The following is a 16,958-nucleotide window of genomic DNA, read 5'->3' on the forward strand; positions in this document are numbered from 1 at the left end:
CCCGCCCCTCCGTCACGGCGCGAAGCCGCGCCGCGCCACCTCCCCATTCGCGTCGCGAACAGGGAGGAGACGTCAGGTTCCGATCAGGGCCAGCCACTCGTCCTCGGTCAGGACCGTCACGCCGTGCTTCACGGCGTCGGCCATCTTTGACCCTGCGCCCGGACCGGCGACCAGATAGTCGGTCTTCTTCGACACCGAGCCCGAGACCTTGGCACCGAGGGATTCGGCGCAGTCTTTCGCTTCCGTTCGGGTGAACTGCTCAAGCTGGCCCGTGAAGACGATATTCTTCCCGGTGAGGGAGCAGCTACGGAACGGCGTCGCGATGGGTCTAGCGACGGCTCCCGATTGAGGACGCGTCATCTTCCTACGATAAGGGGCGGCACTCGAGCACGGACTGTAATCTCCATGCCGCAGTTGTCCCATTGAAATGCCGGTCGCGGCCGCCATGCTTGGAAAACAGGTGGCATTGACGATCTGAGCTGCGGAAATCGCGACGGATGCGCAGGCGCGCGCATCTTCGGCGGCATCATGGTGGCGGAACTCGATACCAAGGTGGTGACAAACGTCGTTGAGCTTGGCGGTAGGAAGATCCGGCCATACGGCACGAGCAACATTCACGGTGCAGAGATAATCGAACGCCGGATACGAGAGACCATAGTGGTCGCAGGTGTTGCGAACGACGCTCACGTCGAACGATGCGTTGTGAGCAAGCACCACTCGCCCTGCTAGTCGAGGTGCTAGCAGGGCCAGAACGTCGGGGAACTCGTCAGCGTTTCGCACTTGATCCGGCCCAATGCCGTGAAAGGCTACGTTGAAGCTGGAGAACCTCATACCAGGTGGCCGAATATAGTGGTGCTCGACCGCCTCGATGATCCCGTTGTTGATCCAAGCGAGGCCGATCGAACAGGGGCTGGCTCGCTTTTCGTTCGCCGTTTCGAAGTCGATCGCCACCGCCTGCATCGCTTAACTCTCTATGGCTGCGCTATCAGGATTAACCACTCGTCTTCCGTCAAGACTTCAACGCCATTCTTGTGCGCGTCCGCGAGCTTCGACCCCGCTCCGGGACCTGCGACGAGATAATCCGTCTTTTTGGACACGGACCCAGACACCTTTGCTCCCAAACTTTCTGCGCGAGCCTTGGCCTCGTCGCGGGTAAATCGTTCAAGGGAGCCCGTAAAGACGACGGTCTTTCCCGCGACCGCAGTGTCGGTTGGTGGACGTTCGACTTCGAGTATCTTTAGTTCGGAGGCTAGATCCTTCACGGTCGCGCGATTTTGGGGCTCGTGGAAGAAGTGCGCCAAGGCTTCGGCCGCGACTTCGCCCACACCAGTGATCGCTGCGAGTTCCAAGAATTTCTCGCTCGGGGCGCTACTAGCTGCTTCCTTGGCCGTCCCTACGAAAGCCTGCCAAGAGCCGTAGTGGTCGGAAAGAGCCGTCCTCACCTTGTTCGGAAGCTTGGGGATTGCATGTCCAATTTTCTCTGAGAGCCGAGCCTCGAGCCAAGGGTCTTTTTGTTGGTCGAGTCCACCAAACTCTACGATTAGGGACTGATTGACCGGTCCAACGCCGTCCAACTTCGCCAATGCGCTCCAACTTGATCCTGGCAGTCCTTTGGCTGCTGCGTCGACGGCCGCTTCCAAGGCGGGCCATGATCTATAGGCGCGCGTGAGAGCGATAGACGTCTGCTCGCCGATGTCGCGGATACCCAAACCAAACAAGAACCGATCAAGCGCGATTTCGCGCCGAGCCTCTATGCTCTCGAGGAGGCCATCGACCTCCTTGAATGTGCGCTTGTCGTCAGCAATCGACTTCAAGACCTTCTTGCCGGTCTGAATTTCTCGCTGTCGTGCCAGTTCCTTCCGCTGTTCCAGGAAGACCTCGCGCAGTCTTTGGTCATGATCACGCAAGCGGAAGATGTCGCCCGGTCGGACCACCAACCCACTGTCGATCAACATTTCGAGCAGGCGCTCCCCCAATCCTTCGATATCAAACGCGCGACGGGATACGAAATGTTTGAGCCGTTCGAGTCGCTGTGCCCCGCAGATTAGGCCGCCGGTGCAGCGGCGACGTACCTCATCGCCCTCGCGTACAGCTTCGGATCCACAGACGGGGCAATGAGTGGGAAAGACGTAAGGGGCTGCGTCCGCCGGGCGCTCCTCGGTAACCACGCCGACGATCTGGGGGATCACATCCCCGGCACGCTGAACGATCACGGTGTCGCCGATGCGCACGTCCTTTCGGGCGATCTCATCCTCGTTATGCAGGGTGGCGTTGCGCACCACTACGCCGCCGACGGTGACCCGATGTAATCGCGCGACCGGTGTCAGCGAGCCGGTGCGGCCGACCTGGATGTCGATGTCTTCCAGCACGGTGTTCGCCTGTTCGGCCGGAAACTTGTGGGCGATGGCCCAGCGCGGGCTGCGGGCGACGAAGCCGAGGCGATCTTGCCAGTCCAGCCGGTCGACCTTGTAGACGACGCCGTCGATATCATAGCCCAGCGCGGCGCGGTCGGTCTGAAGGGCGTCATAGAGGGTGATCAGGCCCTCGGCCTCCTCGACCCGTCGGGAGCGGTCGTTGACCCGGAAACCCCAGCCTTCCAGTGCCTTCAGCGCCTCGGCCTGGGTTTCGGCGAACGGGGCGGAGACCTCACCCCAGGCGTAGGCGAAAAACTGCAGCGGACGCCGCGCCGTGACCGTCGGGTCCTTCTGGCGCAGCGAGCCGGCGGAGAAATTGCGCGGATTGGCATAGGTGCGCCGACCCTCGGCCTCGGCGGCGGCGTTGAAGGCGTCGAAGGCGGCATTGGGGGCATAGACTTCGCCCCGCACCTCGATGACGTCGGGCCAGCCGGAGCCGGACAGGCGTTCGGGGATGTCGGCGAGTGTGCGCAGGTTGGCGGTGACGTCCTCGCCGGTACGGCCGTCGCCGCGGGTCGCGCCGCGGATCAGAACGCCCTTTTCATAGCGCAGGCTGGCGGACAGGCCGTCGATCTTGGGCTCGGCCACGAAGGCGACGGGCTCTTCGGCCGGCAGTTTCAGGAAGCGCCGGACCCGGGCCACGAAGTCGGCGACCTCGCCTGCGTCGAAGGCATTGTCCAGCGAAAGCATGGGCACGCCATGGCGCACCTCGGCGAACTGGGTCGAAACCGGGGCTCCGACGGTCTGTGACGGCGTGTCGGCACCACTCAGGCCCGGGAACCGGGTCTCGATTGCCAGAGCCCGGCGCTTCAGCGCGTCATAGTCGGCGTCGCTGATTTGCGGCGCATCCTCGGTGAAATACAGAGCGTTGTGGCCGGCGATTTCGCTCGCCAGCCGATTCAGCTCGGTGCGGGCCTGGTCTTCGCTCAACTGGTCGACGGTGGGCAGGGCCATGGGAATCGCGCAGGGTCCGGAAGGGTGTTCTTTCTAGCACCCTGAGGCTGTGGTGCGAGGCCGCGGATAGCGTATTGGCGGCGATTGTCGTCATGACAGGAAGTTAATCTGACGCGGAGCCCCGGGCTCGCTAGCGTGCCGGCCGATCTTCAGGAGCCATCATGCGTCTGTCCCGTCTTTCCCGCCCCCTGCTGCCGCTCGCTGCGGCTCTGATGCTGTCGGGCTGTTCGTTGTTGGGCGGGACCGGGGAAGTGGCGGGGCCCCCGGCTGCCGCACCGGAGGTTACCAATGCGCAGTTGCTGGCAGATGTCCGGATTCTTTCAGCCGATGACATGGAGGGACGCGACACCGGCGCACCGGGCGGCGAACGGGCCCGCAGCTATATCGTCGCCCGTCTTGAAGCCCTGGGCGTGGCCGCGCCGGGCATGGGGCGGCTGCAGACGTTCGAGGCCCGCGGCCGCACCCGCGAGGGGGTCAAGACCTTCAACGGCACCAATATCATCGGCGTGATCCCCGGTACGCGGGTCGGCGGCCGCTATATCGTGGTCACCGCCCACTACGACCACGTCGGGGTCAATGACGGTCAGGTCTTCAACGGGGCCGACGACAATGCCTCGGGCGTCGCCACCATGCTGGCCCTGGCGGCCGAGTTGAAGCGCACCCCCCCGGAGCACAGCGTTCTGTTCGTGGCCCTCGACGGCGAGGAACGCGGCCTGCTGGGGGCGACCCATTTCGTTGAGGCCCCACCGGTGCCGCTGGAGTCGATCAGTCTGAACCTGAATTTCGACATGACCGCTCGCGCCGAGACCGACGGCAAGCTGTGGGTTACCGGCACCTGGCAGAACCCGAACCTGCGACCGATACTGGAGCCCATACCGGCCGACGGCGCTGTGGCCCTAGCCTTCGGCAAGGACACGCCGCAGGACACCGGCGAGGACAACTGGGTCGAGGCCTCGGACCATGCGGCATTTTACCGCGCCGGGGTCCCGTTCCTGTATCTGGGGGTCAACTATCACGCCGACTATCACCGCCCCAGCGACGACTTTGAGCGCATCACACCCTCGGTCTTCATCAGTGCGACAGCCGTGTCGATCGCCGCCTTCCACGCCCTGGACCGCGCCCTGGATCGGTAACTGGCTGGTTGCGCCCGCGGCTGTTCCGGTTCATCCCGGGAACTGTGTTGCGGGGTGATTTGACGATGGCGACGAAGAGTCTGGACCTGCGCAAGGTCCAGTTGATCCGCAAGGCCGTACTTCTGGTCGGAATTATTGGCCTGCTGGCCCTGGCGGCCGTGACCGGCACAATCGGCGGGGAAACCCTGCTGCATGAGTGGCTGGAGTCCTTCGGCCTGCTGCTGATCGCCATCTGCATCGTCGGCCGGGCCTGGTGCTCTCTCTATATCGGCGGGCGCAAGAAGGCCGAGATCGTCGACCGTGGTCCCTATTCGATCAGCCGCAATCCCCTCTATGTGTTCAGCTTCATGGGAGCCTTCGGCATGGGGGCCCAGTCCGGCAGCGTCACCATCGCCATGCTGTTCCTGCTGGTCACCGTCGGGGTCTTCTATCTGACGGTGAAGCGGGAAGAGACCTGGCTGGCGGGCGAATTTGGTGAGGTTTACGAGGCCTACAGGCAGCGGACCCCACGCTTTTGGCCTAATTTCTCGCGCTGGAAGGACCAGGACACGCTGGAGGTTCGACCGACCTTTTTCCTGACCACCCTGCGCGACGGCATGGTCATGCTGCTGGCCGTGCCGCTGTTTGAATGGATCGAGACCAGTCAGCACGCCGGCTGGCTGGCGACCCTGATCCACCTACCCTGAGGACCGATATGCGTCTGGTCCGGTCCTTCACAGTCGTCGGGGTTCTGCTGCTGATGACCGTGGCCGGTTGCGATCAACCGGTCGAGCGGTCAGGCGAGCCGGCGGCCCGCTCTGCCTTCACCCACGACATCAGCGCTGACCAATCGGGCTACTACCGGCCCCTGACGCCGGTCCGCAGCGGCGACTGGACCCTGAGCCATCTGTTCATCGGACAGGCGGCCGAGTTCTCGGCGTGGGAGGCGGGTGAACGGATCGCGGGCCTGGCACCGGCCATGCTGGAATTCGAGGATGCGGCCAGAGTTCGGACCCGGGTTGTCCCGTCGCGCTATACGGTCACCGACACCACGATCCGCTTCACGGGCCGGTCGGCGGATCTGGGCGAGGTCACGTTCGACGGACGGCTTGACCCCGATGCCCTGGCCACGGCCCGGCGCAATCTGGGCGATGAGGGGGCGGTCGTGACCGGCACCCTGAAGGTCGGTGGCCGGACGATCAGCGGGGTTCAGCTCCGCTGGTGGGCGGGGGACTGAGCCCCCGCCGTCTTCAGATCAGCTGACCGTCGCCTTGACGATCTTGCCCGGCGCGCGGGGCGGCTCGCCCTTGGGCAGGGCATCGACGTGATCCATGCCTTCGGTGACTTCACCCCAGACGGTGTACTGACCGTCGAGGAAGGAAGCGTCGTCCAGGCAGATGAAGAACTGGCTGTTGGCGCTGTTGGGATCCGAGGTCCGGGCCATCGAACAGACGCCGCGGGCATGCTTCTCTTTCGAGAACTCGGCCTTCAGGTTCGGCTTGGTCGAACCCGAGGTCCCCGTGCCGGTCGGATCGCCGCCCTGCGCCATGAAGCCGGGGATCACGCGGTGAAAGACGACGCCGTCGTAAAAGCCGTCCGAGGCCAGCTCGGAAATGCGCGCGACATGGCCCGGGGCCAGGTCAGGGCGCAGCTTGATGACCACGTCGCCGGTGTCGAGAGTTAAGGTCAGGGTTTGATCGGCCATCGGCACGCTCCATTTGATTATGCGCGGGACATAGCCCGCAAAGGTCGTGGGGGCTATGTGGGAACGATGAGTGAAGACGAAAAGCCCGCTGACAAGCCGCCCGAACGCCGCCGTATGGTGAAATTGCCCACGGGCGGGACCGCTGCCGGTCGCAGCATGGGCGCAAAAATGAAGACGGCCGACGACAAATCGATGTCGAGCCAGCAATGGATCAAGCGTCAGCTGTCGGACAAATGGTCGGTTCGGGCCCGGGCTGAGGGCTATCGCAGTCGAGCGGCCTTCAAGCTGATCGGGATCGACGATCGCTTCCGCCTGATCCGCAAGGGCAGCCGGGTCATCGACCTGGGCGCGGCCCCCGGCGGCTGGGTCCAGGTGGCCCTTGCGCGCGGCGCGGCCAGTGTGGTCGGCGTCGACCTGCTGATGATCGAGCCGATCGCCGGTGCGATCCTGCTACAGGCCGATTTTACCCATCCGGGCGTCGATGAGGAGATGCTGGAGCTGCTGGGCGGGGCACCGGACCTGGTGTTGTCCGACATGGCCCACAACACCGTCGGCCACCGCCAGACCGATCACCTGAAGATCATCGCCCTGATCGAAATCGCCGCCGATTTCGCCATCCGCACCCTGAAGCCCGGCGGTCATTTCGTGACCAAGAATTTCCAGGGCGGCGACGGCGGCGGGGTTCTGGCCCGGCTGCGCGAGGAGTTCGAGACGGTCAAGTACGTCAAGCCCGAAGCCAGCCGCAAGGACAGCGCCGAGGTCTTCCTGGTGGCGATGAACAAACGCTAGGGTCCGTCCCGGCACCGTGCCGATTGCGCGACGGACCGTCTCGGGTAATGTCCGTTCGCCTCAGGATAAGGACCGTTCCCCAATGCGCCTTCGTTCCATCTCGCTCGCCGCCCTTCTGGCCGCGATCGCTCCCGCCGCGCCCGCACTGGCGCAGACCGCCGCCTCGCCCGGGGCCGCGACGTCGGCCCAGGCCCCTGAACTGCAAGCCGCGCCGGTCGCCGAGCTGGTGTCGGAAGTCGACATTCCCTGGAAGCGGTTCACGCTGGACAACGGCCTGACGGTGATCGTGCACGAAGACCGCAAGGCCCCGGTGGTGGCGGTTTCGGTCTGGTACAACGTCGGCTCCAAGGACGAGCCGGCCGGGTCGACCGGCTTCGCCCACCTCTTCGAGCACCTGATGTTCGGCGGATCCGAGAACGCAACGGGCAGCTATCTGGGCCGGATGCGGAATCTGGGGCCGAGCAACCTGAACGGTACGACCTGGTTCGACCGCACCAACTATTTCGAGACCGTCCCGACGCCGGCGCTGGAGCAGGCGTTGTTCCTGGAAAGCGATCGGATGGGCTATCTGCTCGGCGAGGTTGGTCAGGACGTGCTCGATCTGCAGCGCGGCGTGGTCCAGAACGAGAAGCGCCAGGGCGACAACCAGCCGTACGGTCTGTTCGAATACGCCCAGCTGGAAGCCCTGTTTCCTGAAGGTCATCCCTATCGCCACTCGACCATCGGCTCGATGGCCGATCTGGATGCCGCCAGTCTGGAGACGGTGCGCAACTGGTTCCGCGACAACTATGGCCCGAACAACGCCATCGTCGTGCTCTCGGGCGACATCGACGAGGCCACCGCCCGTCCGCTGATGGAGCGCTATTTCGGGGCCATCGCGCGTGGGCCGGTCAACACCCCCGCCGAGGCCGATGTCCCGACCCTGGCCGCGCCGGTCGTTGAGGTCATGCACGACCGTGTCGCCACCACCCGCCTGACCCGCAGCTGGGCCGTGCCCGGCCTTTTGAGCGACGACGCCGTGCCGCTGTCGGTCGCTGCCTCCGTGCTGGGCGGTCTTGCCTCGTCACGCCTCGACAACCAGCTGGTGCGCGGTGAACAGACGGCCGTTCAGGTGTCGTCGTACGTGTCGGACTTCCATCGCGTCGGCATCTTCGACATCTCGGTCAATGTGAAGCCCGGCCAGGATGCCGCCGAGGTGGGCGCTCGTCTGGACGCCATCGTCGCCGACTTCATCGCCCAAGGGCCGACCGAGGAAGAGGTCGCCCGCGTCGCCACCCAGTATGTTTCGCGCCGCATTCAGAGCCTGGAACAGGTCAACGGCAAGGCCAATGTCCTGGCCGAAGGCCAGCTGTATGCCGGCGATCCGGACCACTACAAGACGGAGCTGGCTCAATACGCTTCGGTCACCCCGGCCCAGGTCACCGCGGCCATGCAGCGCTGGCTTACCCGTCCGGTGTTCAACCTGACCATCGCCCCCGGCGACCGGGAAGCCTACGAAGAGGCCGCCCCTTCGGGTGCCGAGCCGGTGCCGGCCGCGGAAATCCAGCGTGTCGCCCGTGATCCCATGCCGCCGATCGGCGATGTTCAGGATTTGCAGTTCCCCGCCGTCGAACGCGCGAGCCTGTCGAACGGCATGCAGATCGTCTACGCCCATGTCGACACTGTGCCGGTGACCCGCGTGGCGGTTGAGTTCAACGCCGGCTATGCGGCCGACCGGGTTGACCGCATTGGCGCGCACAGCCTGATGCTGGATCTGCTGGACGAGGGGACCACTACCCGCGATGCCAACCAGCTGGCTGAGGAGCAGGAACGCCTCGGTGCCTCGCTCAACGTCGGGGCCTCGATGGACCGGAGCGCGGCCAATCTGTCGGTCGTGACCGCCAACCTGGCCCCGTCTCTGACCTTGATGGCGGACGTGCTGCGTCACCCGGCCTTCGCGCCGTCGGAGGTCGAGCGTCTGCGGGCCCAGCGGCTGGCCGCCCTGGCCAGCGAAGCGACCCAGCCGGGGGCCATGGCTGCCCGCGCCTTGCCGCCGCTTCTGTACGGTGCCGACAGCCCCTATGGCCGGTCCTTCACGGGTACGGGCGACGCGGCCACGGTCAACGCCCTGACCCGGGCTGATCTGGTTCAGGAGCATGACACCTGGGTGCGTCCGGACAATGCGACGATCTTCGTCGTGTCCAACCTGCCCCTGTCACAGGTTAAGGCTGAGCTGGAGGCCGCCTTCGGTGACTGGCGCACGCCCGCCGCGCCGAAGGGGACAAAAGCGTTCAGCGACGCCGTGCCGGCGCCCGCGAACCGGATCGTCCTGATCGATCGTCCGCAGTCACCGCAATCGCTGATCTATGGCGGGGCGGTGCTGCCGGTGTCGGGCACCGACGACCTGCTGACCCTGAACTCGGCCAATTCGATCCTCGGCTCGGACTTCCTGTCGCGAATCAACGCCGATCTTCGCGAAACCAAGGGCTGGTCCTACGGCGTGCGGGGCAATGTCACCGCGCTGGAGCACCGCGTCCCCTATATCGTCAACGCCCCGGTGCAGGCCGATCGTACGGGCGAATCGGTGGCGGCCCTGATCGCCCAGTACGACCGGTTCCTCGACGTCGACGGCGTCACGCCGCAGGAGCTGGAGCGGACCATCAACGGCAACACCCGCCAGCTGGCCGGTGGTTATGAAACCTCGGCGCAGATCCTGGGGGCGCTGCGGTCCAACGCCCTTTACGGTCGTCCGGACGACTATCAGACGACCATCGCAAGCCGCACCCGCGCACTGACGGCGGCCCAGATGGACGAAGCGGCCCGACAGGTCATCCATCCGGACCAGTTCGTCTGGATCGTGGTCGGCGATGCCGCGGTCGTTCGGCCGCAGCTGGAGGCCCTGGGTCTGCCGCTGGAGGTGCGTCCGGCGCAGTAGCGGGCGATCGGTGAAGGGGGGTCTGTTCAGCCCCCGCCATGGCCGGCCGGGGCGGAGGCCGGCGTGGTGTCCCCCTGCCAGGCCTTCCTCGCCTCGATCCGCGACCAGATCCGGTCGTGGGCGGTGAAGAACACCGTCTGCACCAGCGGCTCGATCGTGCCGATGGCCAGGGCAATGCGCCAGTCGCGGGTCAGGGCGAAGGCCACGCTGACGGCGACGACGAAATGCATCAGGCCGTAGGTGACGGACTTGACCGCGATCTGCCGGAACGAGCGGGGCAGGGTGTGGCTGTGGCCGCACTGGCCGTGCGATCGGCTCTGTTCCCCGGGGGCCATGATCTGCAGCCGGGCAGTGAAGGCCTCGGATGCCTCTTCCAGTCGTGACAGCATCCGACGCCGCTCGATCCGGTGCCAGATCCGGTCGTGGATCGAATAGGCGAGGGTCTGGAAGACCGGCTCGACCACCCCGACCGCCAGCGCCAGTCGCCAGTCGCGGGTGATGGCCAGGGACACCAGCACGGCGACCACCAGGTGCATCAGGCCATAGCTCGCGATCTTGAGCGCGAGGCGACGGGCCGTGGTGATAATTATGCGAACCATTCTTAACTGGATGTGGGGTCGCGGCCGCACAGCGCAAGCCTTTTGACCCTATCGTAAGGATAGATCGCGTGAGCCCTTGCGGTTCCGGGGGCATGACCGCTATACGCGGCCCGCAAAACGGAGACTCCTCATGGAGATACGCGAAGGGCTTACCTTCGACGATGTTTTGCTTGAACCCGGCCCGTCGGAGGTCATGCCTGCAGAGGCAGATGTCTCCACCCGCCTGACTCGCAACATCAGTCTGAACATCCCGCTGACCTCGTCGGCGATGGATACGGTGACCGAGAGCCGGCTGGCCATTGCCATGGCCCAGGCCGGAGGTCTGGGCGTGCTGCACCGGAACATGACGGTCGACGAACAGGCCGAGCAGGTTCGCGTGGTCAAACGCTACGAAAGCGGCATGGTCATCAACCCGGTGACCATCACGCCGCAGACGACGTTGGGCGAGGTCCGCGAGATCGTGGCCCGCAAAAAAATCTCGGGTTTCCCGGTGGTCGACCCCAAGACGGGCCGGCTGGTCGGCATCCTGACCAATCGCGACACGCGCTTCGACACCGATCCGAACCGCAAGGCCATCGAGATGATGACCACCGGCGATTTGATCACCGTGCGTGAAGGCGCAGGCCGTGAAGAGGCCCTGGCCCTGCTGCGCGATCGCAAGATCGAGCGGGTCATCGTCGTCGACGAGGACTATCGCGCCACCGGCCTGATCACGATGAAGGATATCGAGAAGTCGCAGGCCTTCCCCCACGCGGCCAAGGACGATCAGGGGCGGCTGCTGGTCGGGGCCGCCTCGACCGTCGGTGACGCCGGTTACGAGCGGGCCATGGCCCTGGCCGAGGCCGGGGTCGACGTGGTCGTCATCGATACCGCCCACGGCCATTCGATCCAGGTCTCGCGCGTGGTCGAGCGTATCAAGCGCGAATCCAACCGCATCCAGATCATCGCCGGCAATGTCGCCACCTATGACGCCGCCCGCGCCCTGATCGACGCCGGGGCCGACGCGGTGAAGGTCGGCATCGGTCCGGGCAGTATCTGCACCACCCGCATCGTCGCCGGTGTCGGCGTGCCGCAGCTGACCGCGATCATGGAGGCGGCCCGCGCGGCCCGGGACTCGGGCGCGCCGGTCATTGCCGATGGTGGCATCAAATATTCCGGCGACCTGGCCAAGGCCATCGCGGCGGGGGCCTCGTGCGCCATGATGGGTTCGATGTTCGCGGGCACGGACGAGAGCCCGGGCGAGACCTTCCTGTACCAGGGCCGGTCGTACAAATCGTACCGCGGCATGGGCTCGGTCGGGGCCATGGGCGCGGGTTCGGCGGACCGCTATTTCCAGAAGGAAGTCGAGGACAGCCAGAAGCTGGTGCCCGAGGGCATCGAGGGCCAGACCCCCTACAAGGGGCCGATCGGTCCGGTGCTGCACCAGATGGTCGGGGGGCTGCGTGCCGCCATGGGCTATGTCGGGGCGGCCACCATCGCCGACTTCCAGGCGCGGGCGAAATTCATCCGCATCACCGGAGCCGGCCTGCGCGAGAGCCATGTCCACGACGTGATGATCACCCGCGAAGCGCCGAACTACCGGCAGGGCTAGGAGCACGACCATGCAGCTGACGCCCGAATTCATGACCCTGGCCGGGGTGTTGATCCTGACGCTGGTGCAGATTCTGCTAGCCGCCACGGCCCGCACGGCCGAGCTGGGGCTGAAATGGAACGCCGGAGCCCGCGACGGCGATTGCGCCCCTCCCGGCAAGCTGGCCGGGCGCCTGCTGCGGGCCCAGGCCAATCTGTTCGAAACCCTGCCGATCTTCATCGCCGCCATCCTTATGGCGCAGATGACGGCCAGGGATGGAACCAGCCTGACCCTGATCGGCAGCCTCCTCTATCTGTTCGGCCGTCTGCTCTATCTGCCGCTCTATGCCTTCGGCGTCGCCTACATCCGCAGCCTGGCCTGGTTCGTTTCCCTGGTCGGTCTGGTGATGCTCATCGCCGCCCTTTTTGTTTGAAAGCCTGATTTGACCCCCGCCGCACGCCTCACCGCCGCCGCCTCCGTTCTCGACAGCATCGCCCAGGGCCGGTCTCCGGCCGAGGTCGTGCTCAAGGCCTGGGGACAGGCTAATCGCTATGCCGGGTCGGGTGACCGCCGGGCCGTGGCCGAGCGGGTCTATGACGTGCTGCGCAGCCGCGCGCGGATGGTCTGGACCATGGGTGGGCGCGAGGACGGGCGGGCGCTGGTGATCGGCTCCCTGTCGGTGCTGGACGGCCTGACGCTCGAGGAGATCGAGGCCCTGCACAGCGGCGACGGCTACGGCCCGCGTCCGCTGTCGAAACAGGAACGTGCCCGTCTGGCGGCCGTGCCCGGCGACATGCCTGAGGGCGTCGCCGCCGGTGTGCCGGAGTTCGTGGTCGAGGATTTCAAGACCACTTATGGCGACCGCTGGTTCGAGGAGGCCCACGCCCTGATGGACCGGGCCCCCGTCGATCTGCGGGTCAACGGGACCAGGACCACGGTCGAGGCGGTGATGACCGAGTTGCGCGAAGCCGGTCTGCAGCCGACCCGCACGCCGTGGTCGACCTGGGGCCTGCGTCTGTCGTCGGACCCGGCTCCCAATGTTCTGGCGCTGGATGCCTTTCAGTCGGGGCGGGTCGAGATTCAGGATGAGGGCAGCCAGCTGGTCTGCTGGCTGGCCGGGGCCGCGCCGGGCCTGACGGTGGTCGACTATTGCGCCGGTGGTGGTGGCAAGACCGTGGGTCTGGCCCAGACCATGGGCGGGCAGGGCAATCTGATCGGCTGTGACGTGGTGCAGAAGCGGCTGGACAATATCCGCCCGCGTCTGGCCCGCGCCGGGGTCGAGGCTGACCTGCGCCTGCTGGGCCAGAACGGCGGCGGGGTCGAGGACCTGAACGGCAAGGCCAATCTGGTCTTCGTCGACGCGCCCTGCAGCGGGACCGGGACCTGGCGTCGCCGCCCCGAGGACGCCTGGCGGATGAAGGTCGAGGAGGTCGAGCGCATGAATGCCCTGCAGACCCGTATCCTGGCCCAGGCCGTGCGGCTGGTGCGGCCCGGCGGTCGTCTGGCCTATGTCACCTGTTCGATGCTGCGTGGCGAGAACGAAGCCACAATGGACGGCTTCGAGGAGGACCACCCCGGATTCCGTCCGGTGCCGATCGCCCGTCTGCTGGATGGCCCGGGCCTGACCCCGGCGGCCCGCACCCGTCTGGCCGAGCTGGCCGACGGCGGCAACCGCCTGCGCATGTCGCCGGCCTCGACCGGGACCGACGGCTTCTTCTTCGCCCTGTTCGAGCGGCAGCGGTGAGCCGATCGATCCAGACCCACGCGCCTTTCCGGACGGAGCCCGCATGACCCCGCAAAACCACCAGAAGGTCCTGATCGTCGACTTCGGCAGCCAGGTGACCCAGCTGATCGCCCGCCGTCTGCGCGAGGCCAACGTCTATTGCGAGATCCATCCCTACGCCAAGGCGGAAGCGGCGCTGGCGGCCATGAATCCGGCGGCGATCATCCTGTCCGGCGGTCCCGAGAGCGTGCACGAGGCGGGCAGCCCGCGCGCGCCACAGGGGGTGTTTGAGGCCGGGGTCCCGGTGCTGGGCATCTGCTACGGCGAGATGACGATGTGCGAGCAGCTGGGTGGCAAGGTCGAGGGCGGCCATCATCGTGAATTCGGTCGGGCCGAGATCACGGTGCAGACCGAATCCCCTCTGCTGGCCGGCCTCGCCGCCGTCGGCGAGGATGAGACCGTCTGGATGAGCCACGGCGACAAGATCGTCGCCATCCCCGAGGGCTTCCATGCCGTCGCCACCTCGGCCGGCTCGCCCTATGCGGTGATCGCCGACGAGGCCCGCCGCTTCTACGGCGTTCAGTTCCACCCCGAGGTGATGCACACCCCGCGCGGCGCGACGATGCTGAAGAATTTCACCCATGGCATCGCCGGCCTGACCGGCGACTGGACCATGGCCGCCTATCGCGACGAGAAGATCGCCCAGATCCGCGAACAGGTCGGATCGGCCAGGGTCGTCTGCGGCCTGTCGGGCGGCGTCGACTCCTCCGTGGCCGCGGTGCTGATCCATGAGGCCATCGGCGATCAGCTGACCTGCGTCTTCGTCGACACCGGGCTCCTGCGGAAGGACGAGGCGACCCAGGTCACCACCCTGTTCCGCGAACACTACAACATCCCGCTGGTCCACGTTGATGCGTCGAAGGAATTCCTCGGCGAACTGGCCGGGGTTTCGGATCCCGAGACCAAGCGCAAGATCATCGGTCGGGTCTTCATCGAGATTTTTGACCGCGAGGCGGGCAAGATCGATGGAGCCGAATTCCTCGCCCAGGGCACCCTGTATCCGGATGTGATCGAGAGCGTGTCGTCGTCCAGCGGTAAGGCCCATGTCATCAAGAGCCACCACAATGTCGGCGGCCTGCCGGACTTCATGAAGCTGAAGCTGGTCGAGCCGCTGCGCGAACTGTTCAAGGACGAGGTCCGGGCCCTGGGCCGCGAACTGGGCCTGACGGATGCGTTCGTGGGCCGCCACCCCTTCCCGGGACCGGGTCTGGCCATCCGCATCCCCGGCGAGATCACGCCCGAGGCCGTGGCCACCCTGCAGCAGGCCGACGCCATCTATCTGGACGAAATCCGCAAGGCCGGCCTGTACGACAGCATCTGGCAGGCCTTCGCCGTGCTGCTGCCGGTCAAGACCGTCGGGGTGATGGGCGACGCCCGCACCTATGAAAAGGTGCTGGCCCTGCGCGCCGTCAGTTCGACCGACGGCATGACCGCCGACTTTTACGAATTTCCCTGGGCTGTGCTGGGCAAATGCGCGACGCGGATCGTCAATGAGGTGAGGGGCGTCAACCGCGTCGTCTATGACGTGACCAGCAAGCCGCCCGGCACCATCGAGTGGGAATAGTCCCGACCCTTCGGTAGCATTCGGTATCGCTTCCGAAGCCGCCTCTAAAGGGCTGACAACATTGTGAATTCTGTCGAGACCCTTCGGAGCCATTCGGAGGGTCTTTTTTCGTTTTGTCGGACTGCCCGACGGTACGCCGCTGCATTGATCTGGCGGACTCGGGCTCATACCGTCCTGACATCGGGCCAAGCCCTGACGGTATTCATTTCCAGCAAGTCTCTGAAATGGATGAGAAAAAGCTGTCTTGGCGCGCCCGAATTCGAGGACCGACAGCCAGAGGCGATTATACCGTGCTAACCGACACCGCACTGAAGAATTTGCGTCCGAAAGCAAGGGCTTACAAGAGTACCGACAGGGACGGTATGTACGTCTATGTCTCGACGGGCGGCGCGATCTCATTCCGCTACGACTATCGGTTCAACGGCCGTCGAGAGACCATGACGCTCGGGCGTTACGGTCGGGCCGGGCTGACGCTGGCCCAAGCCCGCGAGCGGCTGATCGAGGTGAAGAAGGCGATCGCAGACGGGGTATCGCCCGCCGTTGAAAAGCAGCGCGCCAAACGTCGCTTGAAGGAAGCTCACGATTTCGCACAGGTCGCCCAGGGCTGGATGGACCGCGCGCCGATGGCGGACAGCACCCGCGACATGCGCCGGGCGATCTTCAATCGGGACATCCTGCCGAAGTGGAAGAACCGTCTGCTAAGCGAGATTACACCTGACGACCTGCGGGCCCACTGCAAGGCGATTGTAGATCGCGGCGCGCCCGCCACGGCGATCCATGTCCGGGATATCGTCAAACAGATCTACGGCTGGGCCATCCTCCACGGCGAGAAGATCGACAACCCTGCGGATGACGTGGGTCCGGCTTCGATCGCCACGTTCCGACCGCGCGATCGGTCACTCACCCCAGCCGAAATCCGCATCATGCTGATGCTCCTCGGCGAGGTGGCGACTCTGCCGACTATCAGGCTCGGCCTGAAGTTCATCCTGCTCAGCATGGTTCGGAAGAGCGAACTTCAGGACGGGGTATGGACCGAGGTGGATTTCGACAATGCGGTCTGGTCGATCCCGGCGGCGCGCATGAAGCGCTCACGCCCTCACAACGTCTACCTCTCCACCCAGATGCTCGACATTCTAGTCGCCCTGAAGACCTGCGCCGGCAACTCGAAATATATCCTGCCGTCGCGCTACGACGCCGATGCGCCGATGTCGCGGGCGACCTTCAATCGCGTCACCAGTGCGATCGCTGAAAGGGCCGGAAAGGGTGACCTTCCGCTCGAGCCCTTCACCGTCCACGACTTGCGCCGGACGGCCTCGACCCTGCTACACGAGATGGGCTTCAACTCGGACTGGATCGAGAAAGGACTGGCTCACGAAGAACGATCTTCGCGAGGCGTCTACAACAAGGCGGAGTTCGAGGCCCAGCGCCGCCACATGGCGCAGGAATGGTCGAACGCCGTGGACGCCTGGGAAGCGGGCCGCGCCTACACGCCGGTTCTGGCCGTGTCAGAGGTCAGCGCACCGCGTTTCGATCCGAAGTTCTGAACGGCCACCT

13 protein-coding genes and 2 pseudogenes are annotated in these 16,958 nt (G+C 65.5%); 10 read left to right on the plus strand and 5 right to left on the minus strand.

All coding sequences use genetic code 11. The features are described from left to right. Window positions 1-72: 72 nt before the first annotated feature. The 3 genes and pseudogenes from AAC067_RS00005 to ligA form a co-directional block, all read right to left on the minus strand. Window positions 73-330 (minus strand): annotated as a pseudogene (locus AAC067_RS00005) (BRCT domain-containing protein); the annotation flags it as partial. A gap of 174 nt (window positions 331-504) precedes the next feature. Continuing rightward, window positions 505-960 (minus strand): annotated as a pseudogene (locus AAC067_RS00010) (3'-5' exonuclease); the annotation flags it as partial. An 11-nt stretch (window positions 961-971) separates the two neighbouring features. Further along, window positions 972-3,368 (minus strand): NAD-dependent DNA ligase LigA, encoded by a 2,397-nt coding sequence (gene ligA, locus AAC067_RS00015; protein ID WP_339928275.1) that lies wholly within the window; start codon window positions 3,366-3,368, stop codon window positions 972-974. 161 nt (window positions 3,369-3,529) lie between these two features. Here ligA and AAC067_RS00020 point away from each other — a divergent pair, with 161 nt between their 5' ends. The 3 genes from AAC067_RS00020 to AAC067_RS00030 all read left to right on the plus strand — a co-directional run bounded on the left by AAC067_RS00020 (window position 3,530) and on the right by AAC067_RS00030 (window position 5,717). Then, the gene (locus AAC067_RS00020; protein WP_339928277.1) at window positions 3,530-4,501 is read left to right on the plus strand and encodes a M28 family peptidase; all 972 of its coding nucleotides are present in this window, start codon (window positions 3,530-3,532) and stop codon (window positions 4,499-4,501) included. A 65-nt stretch (window positions 4,502-4,566) separates the two neighbouring features. After that, on the plus strand, window positions 4,567-5,187 hold the full coding sequence (locus AAC067_RS00025) for an isoprenylcysteine carboxylmethyltransferase family protein (protein ID WP_339928279.1): 621 nt from the start codon (window positions 4,567-4,569) through the stop codon (window positions 5,185-5,187). A gap of 8 nt (window positions 5,188-5,195) precedes the next feature. Further along, a complete protein-coding gene (locus AAC067_RS00030) occupies window positions 5,196-5,717 on the plus strand; it encodes a hypothetical protein (protein WP_339928281.1) in 522 nt (173 codons plus the stop codon). Between the two features lie 18 nt (window positions 5,718-5,735). Here AAC067_RS00030 and AAC067_RS00035 read toward each other — a convergent pair whose 3' ends face one another. Continuing rightward, window positions 5,736-6,185: a peptidylprolyl isomerase gene (locus AAC067_RS00035; protein WP_339928283.1), complete on the minus strand. Its 450-nt coding sequence runs from the start codon at window positions 6,183-6,185 to the stop codon at window positions 5,736-5,738. A gap of 66 nt (window positions 6,186-6,251) precedes the next feature. On the opposite strand from AAC067_RS00035, the gene AAC067_RS00040 reads away from it, so the two are divergent. Both AAC067_RS00040 and AAC067_RS00045 read left to right on the plus strand, forming a co-directional pair. Next, window positions 6,252-6,974, plus strand: coding sequence for an RlmE family RNA methyltransferase (locus AAC067_RS00040; protein ID WP_339928285.1), 723 nt, complete (start codon window positions 6,252-6,254; stop codon window positions 6,972-6,974). Between the two features lie 82 nt (window positions 6,975-7,056). Beyond that, entirely contained in the window at window positions 7,057-9,888 is a 2,832-nt protein-coding gene (locus AAC067_RS00045) for a pitrilysin family protein (RefSeq protein WP_339928286.1), read from the plus strand. Window positions 9,889-9,914: 26 nt separating this feature from the next. Here AAC067_RS00045 and AAC067_RS00050 read toward each other — a convergent pair whose 3' ends face one another. Continuing rightward, window positions 9,915-10,487 (minus strand): DUF2061 domain-containing protein, encoded by a 573-nt coding sequence (locus AAC067_RS00050; protein ID WP_339928288.1) that lies wholly within the window; start codon window positions 10,485-10,487, stop codon window positions 9,915-9,917. Window positions 10,488-10,617: 130 nt separating this feature from the next. Between AAC067_RS00050 and guaB the strand changes: the two genes are divergently transcribed. The 5 genes from guaB to AAC067_RS00075 all read left to right on the plus strand — a co-directional run bounded on the left by guaB (window position 10,618) and on the right by AAC067_RS00075 (window position 16,948). Further along, window positions 10,618-12,078, plus strand: a complete 1,461-nt coding sequence (gene guaB, locus AAC067_RS00055) for an IMP dehydrogenase (RefSeq protein ID WP_339928290.1) — start codon at window positions 10,618-10,620, stop codon at window positions 12,076-12,078. Window positions 12,079-12,088: 10 nt separating this feature from the next. After that, window positions 12,089-12,490 (plus strand): MAPEG family protein, encoded by a 402-nt coding sequence (locus tag AAC067_RS00060; protein ID WP_339928292.1) that lies wholly within the window; start codon window positions 12,089-12,091, stop codon window positions 12,488-12,490. A gap of 9 nt (window positions 12,491-12,499) precedes the next feature. Beyond that, on the plus strand, window positions 12,500-13,801 hold the full coding sequence (locus tag AAC067_RS00065) for an RsmB/NOP family class I SAM-dependent RNA methyltransferase (RefSeq protein ID WP_339928294.1): 1,302 nt from the start codon (window positions 12,500-12,502) through the stop codon (window positions 13,799-13,801). Window positions 13,802-13,844: 43 nt separating this feature from the next. Beyond that, window positions 13,845-15,404, plus strand: a complete 1,560-nt coding sequence (gene guaA, locus AAC067_RS00070; protein WP_339928296.1) for a glutamine-hydrolyzing GMP synthase — start codon at window positions 13,845-13,847, stop codon at window positions 15,402-15,404. A 290-nt stretch (window positions 15,405-15,694) separates the two neighbouring features. Next, window positions 15,695-16,948 carry a tyrosine-type recombinase/integrase gene (locus AAC067_RS00075; RefSeq protein ID WP_134582490.1) on the plus strand — a complete coding sequence of 418 codons (1,254 nt, stop codon included), beginning with the start codon at window positions 15,695-15,697 and terminating at the stop codon, window positions 16,946-16,948. The last annotated feature ends 10 nt before the right edge of the window (window positions 16,949-16,958 follow it).

Source organism: uncultured Brevundimonas sp., from assembly GCF_963977465.1.
Lineage (GTDB): Bacteria > Pseudomonadota > Alphaproteobacteria > Caulobacterales > Caulobacteraceae > Brevundimonas.

Bases quoted from the DNA above. Each gene is read 5' to 3' on its own strand.
- AAC067_RS00050 (WP_339928288.1), bottom strand. From the start codon at position 10,487: ATGGTTCGCATAATTATCACCACGGCCCGTCGCCTCGCGCTCAAGATC.
- AAC067_RS00030 (WP_339928281.1), top strand. From the start codon at position 5,196: ATGCGTCTGGTCCGGTCCTTCACAGTCGTCGGGGTTCTGCTGCTGATG.
- guaA (WP_339928296.1), top strand. From the start codon at position 13,845: ATGACCCCGCAAAACCACCAGAAGGTCCTGATCGTCGACTTCGGCAGC.
- guaB (WP_339928290.1), top strand. From the start codon at position 10,618: ATGGAGATACGCGAAGGGCTTACCTTCGACGATGTTTTGCTTGAACCC.
- AAC067_RS00060 (WP_339928292.1), top strand. From the start codon at position 12,089: ATGCAGCTGACGCCCGAATTCATGACCCTGGCCGGGGTGTTGATCCTG.
- AAC067_RS00020 (WP_339928277.1), top strand. From the start codon at position 3,530: ATGCGTCTGTCCCGTCTTTCCCGCCCCCTGCTGCCGCTCGCTGCGGCT.
- AAC067_RS00025 (WP_339928279.1), top strand. From the start codon at position 4,567: ATGGCGACGAAGAGTCTGGACCTGCGCAAGGTCCAGTTGATCCGCAAG.
- ligA (WP_339928275.1), bottom strand. From the start codon at position 3,368: ATGGCCCTGCCCACCGTCGACCAGTTGAGCGAAGACCAGGCCCGCACC.
- AAC067_RS00045 (WP_339928286.1), top strand. From the start codon at position 7,057: ATGCGCCTTCGTTCCATCTCGCTCGCCGCCCTTCTGGCCGCGATCGCT.
- AAC067_RS00035 (WP_339928283.1), bottom strand. From the start codon at position 6,185: ATGGCCGATCAAACCCTGACCTTAACTCTCGACACCGGCGACGTGGTC.
- AAC067_RS00040 (WP_339928285.1), top strand. From the start codon at position 6,252: ATGAGTGAAGACGAAAAGCCCGCTGACAAGCCGCCCGAACGCCGCCGT.